General features: G+C 62.1%; 1 protein-coding gene and 1 pseudogene. Both read left to right on the plus strand.

All coding sequences use genetic code 11. The features are described from left to right. The first annotated feature begins 581 nt into the window (after positions 1-581). Positions 582-1,880, plus strand: a complete 1,299-nt coding sequence (locus tag GHO03_RS24155) for a carbohydrate porin (protein ID WP_095001509.1) — start codon at positions 582-584, stop codon at positions 1,878-1,880. Between the two features lie 80 nt (positions 1,881-1,960). After that, a pseudogene (locus GHO03_RS24160) lies at positions 1,961-2,435 on the plus strand (amidase family protein); the annotation flags it as partial. Positions 2,436-2,472 lie beyond the last annotated feature (37 nt).

The raw sequence follows: 2,472 nt of genomic DNA on the forward strand, positions 1-2,472 counted from the left end.
ATCTCTCCCTGTGGGAGCGGGCTTGCTCGCGATGCAGGCAACACGGTGCATCTGGCAAACCGCAATGCCCCCATCGCCGCCAAGCCCAGCTCCCACAACCCCAGGGCCATCTCTTCCTGTGGGAGCGGGCTTGCTCGCGATGCAGGCAACGCGCTGCATCTGGCAAACCGCAGTGATCCCATCGCGGGCAAGCCCGGCTCCCACAACCCCAGGGCCATCTCTCCCTGTGGGAGCGGGCTTGCTCGCGATGCAGGCAACACGGTGCATCTGGCAAACCGCAATGCCCCCATCGCGGCCAAGCCCAGCTCCCACAACCCCAGGGCCATCTCTTCCTGTGGGAGCGGGCTTGCTCGCGATGCAGGCAACGCGCTGCATCTGGCAAACCGCAGTGATCCCATCGCGGCCAAGCCCGGCTCCCACAACCCCGGCTCCCGCACGGTAGTCGCACTACCAGCCCCTGGCCCTATCGATAGTCCCCGCTGGCCCCATTCGCTGGTCACGGATATGCAGTACTACTGCTGACCACCAAAGCACTTGGCGTCGTCCTGAAAACAAAACGTTAAGGATGGGAAACTCTCACTATGTTTTACGCAAAGTATCCGTTAGCCGTCAGCCTTGCCGCCTTCGCTTTTACCCAGCATGCGCTGGCAGCCGACACGTCCGCTGCCCCCGAATGTGCCCAGTATGAAAAGCTGCTGACCCGCGCCGAACTGGCCTTCAAGAACGTGCCCATTTGCGCGCGGATCAAGCCGGACCTGTGGGGGCTGCGCAAGGAGCTGGCCGAGCATGGCATCGGTTTTACCGCCACCTCGTATAACGGTTACACCTATGACGTATTGGGCAACAACGCGAAAAAGCAGGTGTATAACGGCCAGAACCCCAGCTACAACACGTCGCTCAACCTGTACCTGACTTACGATCTGACCCGCATCGGTTTTGCCAATGACGCGCAGCTGACACTGGCCGGCAACTGGGTAGACTCGACCTACACCCCGGCCAACCCGCGGGTCAAAACCGTCTCGGTATTTGCCATCAACCAGTCCTTTTTCAATCACCAGCTGGAACTGGAATACGGCTTCATACCCGGCGTGCGCCTGTTCTATGGCATGGCGCTGGGGGGCAGTGCCTCGACCGCCGCCCTGGGGCCAAGCAGCGTGGTGCCATTTCAGGTCGGCATGTCGGCTACCGAGCCGACCCCAACCGTCAACGTGATCGTGCGTGACCCGTCGCTGCGCTTCTACAACAGCACCGCCCTGACCCGCAGCGTCAGCCCCGAAGGCATCCAGAAGGATGTCGACCTCAACCCCAGCGGATTGCGCCTCAAGGTGCCGGATGCCCGCGCCATGCTGATCAATGAGTTCGGCTACAAGCAGGCACCGTCGGCCAGCTCCAACGCCATGTGGCTGCGCGCAGGGGCCATGTACAACACCAGCCATTACACCGAGTTCACCACCGGTGAAAAGTCGGACAACAACTACGGCGTATACCTGGCCGAGACGGTGCAGGTGACCAAGCCCTACGGCGATGCCCGCGGCTGGTATCTGGACAGCAAACTCGATTACTCGCCTGACTCGGTCAACGCCATCAACAAGGCATTCCAGGTCAGTGCCTTCAATGTCGGCCCGTTCGCCAGCCGCCCTGCCGACATGGCCGCCGTGGGCCTGACCAAGAGCTACTACAGCAAGGATCTGCGCGACGTGACCAGGAGCTATGGCATGGAAGCGGCGCCCTACACCCTGGCGGTAACCGCTTCCTATGCGGCCCGCCTGATCCCCGGCGTGTATTTGATCAGCGGTCTGACCTACACCAAGAACCCGGTATTCACGCCGATCCATTCCGATGCCCTGTTGCTCCAGGAATCGCTGAACTTCCTGTTTTAAAGCGCCAGCCCCCAGCCGTATATACCCGTCACCTGGTCCTTTGCAGCGCAGGCCCAGGTGCTAATGCGAGGTCGTAGAACATGAGCGATGAACGTTATCAACTGTCCACCGGCGACTATCTGGCGCTGGACGCCACAGCCATGGTCGCGGCGGTCAAAACCGGCGAACTGACCCCCCGGATGCTGCTCAGCGCCGCCCAGGCGCGCTGCGATGCGGTAAACCCGCTGGTCAATGCGGTCAACATGCGCCACGACGAGCATGCCAATAGCGTGCTCAGGGCCCGTCACCACGCCGGCAGCGAGCTGCTGGGAGCATTGGCCGGGGGTGCCGATGCTGCTCAAGGACTTGAACACTTACCTGACTGGCACCCTGACCACCAACGGCTCAAGAATGCTGGCCGACACGCCGCCGGCAACGCGCAACAGCACCATCGTGCAGCGCTACGAGGCCGCCGGGATGCTGATCTTCGGCAAGACCACCAGTCCCGAGTACGGCCTGACCACCACCACCGAATCCTCACTGTGGGGCCAGACGCGCAATCCGTGGAGTCTGGCCCCACAGTGAGGATTCGGTGGTGGTGGTCAGGCCGTAC

It is taken from the genome of Pseudomonas sp. FSL R10-1339 (assembly GCF_009600545.1).
Lineage (GTDB): Bacteria > Pseudomonadota > Gammaproteobacteria > Pseudomonadales > Pseudomonadaceae > Aquipseudomonas > Aquipseudomonas bubulae.